This window comes from Zooshikella ganghwensis (assembly GCF_018263875.1).
GTDB lineage: Bacteria > Pseudomonadota > Gammaproteobacteria > Pseudomonadales > Zooshikellaceae > Zooshikella > Zooshikella ganghwensis.
In genome coordinates this window covers 1-2,852 of record NZ_JAEVHG010000051.1, presented here as the reverse complement: position 1 = coordinate 2,852, position 2,852 = coordinate 1, and the positions used below count along the sequence as shown (strand labels likewise).

Annotated in this window: 1 protein-coding gene; it reads left to right on the top strand. The window is 53.7% G+C overall.

Features of this window, described 5'->3' with window-relative positions; translation table 11 throughout:
* Window positions 1–2,852 (top strand): RHS repeat protein (locus KHS79_RS25680; RefSeq protein WP_212723010.1); only part of this gene is annotated, 2,852 nt, incomplete at both ends.

Sequence of the window (2,852 nt, the reverse complement as noted above, 5' to 3'; positions counted from 1 at the left end):
GGCGTCAAGACCACCCACACCTACGATGAACATGGCAATATCCTCACCGAAAAAGTCACTGGTCAGCAGGATCATCCGGCCAAGGTCAATACTTATGTGTTGTTAGGTACAGGGGCCGCTGAAGGCACTATTAAAAACCGGCCAGCTACCCAGCAAGATCGGGAAGGGCGAATGACTCGCTTTGCCTATGACGAACGAGGCAATCTGCTGAAGGTCACTCACCCAGACACCAGCACCGAAACCTTTACCTATGGGAAAAATGGCGATCGGCTGACCGCCACCAATCAGCGTGGTCATACCACCCGCTTTGCCTATGACGAGTACGGCTATCTGACCAGTACCACCGATGCCTTAGGCGGCATCACTCGGCAACAGTGGAATGTGCGGGGGTTGAAACTGCAAGAGCAAAATGCCCGTACCGATGTACTGGGCTTGACCCGTTACCGCTATGATGGTTTGGGTCGGTTGATTCGGCGGATTGACGCACTGCGCAATGAGCGCACCTATGCTTACGATGACAACGGCAACAAACTACGGGAGACCGATGAATTAGGCCGCATCAGTGAATGGGATTACGACAGCCTGAATCGTGTGATTGAGCAGCGTAAAACCTTAGCGGGTCAGGTACTGCGTCAGCAGCAAACCTATGATGCCAACGGTAATGTGCTGAGCAGTACTGACTGGCTTGGGCAGACCACCGAGTATGCCTATGATGACGTGAATCGCCGGATTCTAGAAACCTTACCCCCCGACAGTGCCGGTGAACGAGCCCAAACCCGCTTTGCCTATGACAAGGTGGGTAACCTGACCTTAGAAACCCGTCCGTTAAACCGGATCACTGAGTACCGTTATGACGATTATGATCGGCGGGTTTATGTCGGCGCTTACCTGAACGCGGGGGGCAGTGAACGCGCCGAGCAGACCACCACGTATGATGAAGTCGGCAATAAGCTCAGTGAAACCGACCCGGAAGGGCGGCAGAGCTTTTTTGAATACGATGTGATGAATCGGTTGGTCACTCAGTTACAACCGTTGGGCCGTACTACGCGCTTTGGCTATGATGCAGCAGGAAATCCCATCAGCACCACGGATGCTCTGGATCGCGAGATTACCCAGACCTTTGATGCTCTCAATCGCAAGATGACCGTCACCGATGCCGAAGGCCATACCACCCAATTGGCCTATGATGCGATTGGTAATCTCACCCAAACCTCTGATGCCCTGGGCCGGGTCAGTCGTACCCGCTATGACCCACTGAACCGTGTGACGGAACAAATCGATGCCTTACAGCACGTGACCCGCTTCAGTTACGATGCGGTGGGCAACAAACTGACCGAACAATGGCCCAATGGCCGGTTACTCAGTTACCGCTATGATGACTTTGACCGCCTTACCGAGCAGCGGGATAACCTGGCGGGCAGTGCACCGTTGTTACAGCAGGTGTTTGATGGCAATGGCAATTTGCTGACGGCGACTGATGGCCGCGGCCTGGTCAGCACCTATACCTATGATCAGCGTAACCGCCGCTTAACAGAAACCCTGCCCGGTAATCGCCTCACCCAGTATCAATACGATGCGTTGAATAATCTGGTATTGCGCATTGATCCCCGGAATCAGCGTTGGCAGCAAAGCTTTGACTTACTGAACCGGGTGATCAGTGATACTGACCCGCTCAACCAGCAGCAAACCTATCGCTATGACAAAGTGGGCAACCGCCTAACGGTCACCGATAAACGCGGCCATACCACCCGCTATGCCTATGATGCCCTCAACCAATTACTGACCACCACCGATCCGCTGAACCAAACCCTGCAGCGCAGCTATGATCTGGTGGGCAATGTGCTGACCGATACCGACAAGCGGGGGATTGTCAGTGCCTATACTTATGACCGCAATAACCGTCGGCTGACCACCACCCGTGCTAATCAGCTGCTCAGTACCCTGAGCTATGATGCGGTGGGCAATACCCTGACGGAGACGGATGCCAACGGTAACACCACCCGTTATGAATACGACAATCTGAACCGCGTGATTGTGGTACGGCAACCCCTTGATGCTATTGTTCGTCACCGTTATAACTCAATGGGTGATCGCATACTGACCATTGCCCCCGCCGGGCGGGCGGTGGCTTGGACTTATGATGTCCGACGGCAACAGCTGAGTGAAACCCTGAATGTCAGCCTCACCAGTAATGGCAGCCCCGCACCCGGCAGTGGAGAAACCACCACGTTTGCCTATGACAATGTGGGTAATCGCACGCAACAAACCCGCCCCTTGGGTAATGGCTGGCGCTATGCCTATGATGAGGCCAACCGCTTGCAGCAAATCACTGACGGCAATGACCAGGCCAGCAGCTATGCCTATGACGCCAACAATAACCTGCTGAGCCAGACCAATGCCTTGGGTCGGCCTACGACGTTTGGCTACGATGAGCTGAATCGCCGCACCACCATCACCTATCCAACAGACAGCGGCGAAACCGCTCGGGTGCATCGTACGGCTTATGATGCCAACAATAATATCAGCCAATACACGGATGCATTAGGCCAGTTAATAACGTATCAATACGATGAACTGAATCGGGAGACTCAGAGAGACTATCAACAGGCACAGCAACCCACTCAGCCAGGGGCAAATGTGAGTTTGACCATCCAGCAGGTGACGACCCAATATGATGCCAACAGCAATGTCACCGGTATGACTGAAACCTATCAAGCCAGTGGTGGCAGTGCAGGTGGTACGGAACAGAAAACCATTCAGCAGACCTATGATGACTTCGACCGGCTCAGTCAACGCACCGATGCTTATGGGCAGGTCGTCAATTATCAATACGATGCCAATGGTAATCGCAC